Source organism: Methanobrevibacter sp. (assembly GCF_036307625.1).
GTDB lineage: Archaea > Methanobacteriota > Methanobacteria > Methanobacteriales > Methanobacteriaceae > Methanocatella.
The window spans coordinates 1-1947 of record NZ_JAXJXF010000162.1 but is presented as its reverse complement, the minus strand read 5'-3'; the positions used below and the strand labels follow the sequence as shown (position 1 = coordinate 1947).

2 protein-coding genes are annotated in these 1947 nt (G+C 31.8%); one reads left to right on the top strand and one right to left on the bottom strand.

The window, feature by feature from the left end; genetic code table 11:
* Nucleotides 1-18: 18 nt before the first annotated feature.
* A complete protein-coding gene (locus UIB65_RS10270) occupies nt 19-966 on the bottom strand; it encodes a zinc-ribbon domain-containing protein (protein ID WP_330041480.1) in 948 nt (315 codons plus the stop codon).
* 111 nt (nt 967-1077) lie between these two features.
* Between UIB65_RS10270 and UIB65_RS10265 the strand changes: the two genes are divergently transcribed.
* Nucleotides 1078-1947, top strand: an 870-nt coding sequence (locus UIB65_RS10265) for a hypothetical protein (RefSeq protein ID WP_330041478.1), incomplete at its 3' end; no start/stop codon positions are given.

Here is a 1947-nt window from a genome sequence, read left to right as displayed (position 1 = left end):
AGAATAGCTATTTAATAGCTATTTCAAAATTTTTTCAACATCGATTAATTTTACAACATGTTTTCTTAAACCGGTTGCGATTATTCCCATTATCAGTCCGAATATTGTGAATATTACTGCGGAATATCCGAATAGCATTTCATAACTGAAAGCGAATCCGCTGGAAAGCTCCACAATGTAATTGGCTAATAATCCCAATACAAGTCCGGTAATGATTCCCAATAATCCGCCATTTATTATATCTTTAAATGATCCGAATATTCCTATGCTTATAACCAGGCTTATTATGAATCCGAGTGGATAATAATCTCCAGGAATTCTTCCGAATATGTAACAGAAGATTAATGAAATAAATACTGAGAGTATGATGGAAATTATGGAACATAATATTAAGTTTTTGAAGTTTATTGTATTTCTTATTCCGCTCATTGATTGCTTGTCTATGTTTACGGATTTTCCACACTCTGGACAGAAATCGGTTTCATCGTCAATTTCAGTATTGCAGAATGCACAATATTTTTTTTCACTATCATCGGTATTTGATGTAGTTTCTTTGATTTCTTCTTTTGGCTCTTCTTTTTTGTCTTCTTTGTCTTTTTTATCGGTTTCCTCTTCTTGTGAGGTTTCGTCTTTATCTTCACCGTCTTTATCAGTTTCCTCTTTTTTTGAAGCTTCGTCTTCTATTTCTTCTGTTTTCTCTTTATTGTCTTTTTCATCGTTTTCATCTTCTTGTGAAGTTTCCTTTTTGTCTTCTGTTTCTTCTTTTGAAGCTTCATCTTCGTTGTCTTTATTCTTTTCTTCACCTGAATCATCAAGTTTTGTACCGCAGTTTGGACAAAATGCACTTGATTCATCAAGTTTTTGATTGCACTCTGGACAAATTATCTCTTTTTCAATTTTAGTACCACATTTGGCACAATATGGATTGTCATGAGCTTCATTTCCACATTTTGGACACTTAACCATATTTCATAACACCCTTTGCATGTTTTTTGTTAATGTTTTATATATTTTTTATAGTATTTATATCATAAAATACATAAATTATATACACAATATAATTTAGGTGAAAGTTAAATGAAAATTGATACTCATGTGTTATTTCTTATTGCAATCGTTGGTATCATTTCTGCAGGTTTGGTTGGTGCAAATGTTTTAAGCAGTGATCAGTCAATGAAACAGGAAGTATTTGATGGTATTAAGATTTCAGTACCTTCAGATTCTGATTTCGTTAAAACTGCTGATGGGGTGTATAAGGATAGTAAATATGGTATCACTATTCATACATTCAAAAACAATGAATCAATGATTAATTATTTAAAGAATACTAAAAATTCAAAAGTTGTACCTGTTGAAAATCAACCTCCACAATCAGTCGCTTTTAAAAAAGGTGACACAATAAACATATTGGTAACAAACGGTCAGGAAGGAGTTTCCGTCAGTTCTAAAGATGGTGGACTCACTACTAAAATAGCAAACAATGTTGTATTTAGTGATAATCACAAATCCCAAAAACCGGTTCCTGTTTTAAGTGTTGCTCCTCCAGTAATGGAAGAAGAAAAGGATTTCAATTTAATAATGCTTCTTATTGCTGATGTGAATACTAATATTTTCAATTTAAATGTTTTACAAGCTAATATTCCATCTGTAGTTCAGAATTTTAATGAGGCCCATGTAAATAATATTGGAATTGTTAGTATTTTTAATAATCAAGATGATGGTTATTCAAATATTACAAATTCAGGTGATCATTCCAATGTTGATGATGTGATAATTAACCAAACTGGCAATGTATCTTCCGCCGCTGGCGGTAAAAATACTACTTCATCCGGCGATAATTTGGCTAACGAAGTATCTACAAAATTGTTGAATAGTAGTTCTTCTTCTAACAATGCTCCAAGTTCATCTCCAAGTAGCCCTGCTAGTTCAAGTCCTTCATCTTCAGTT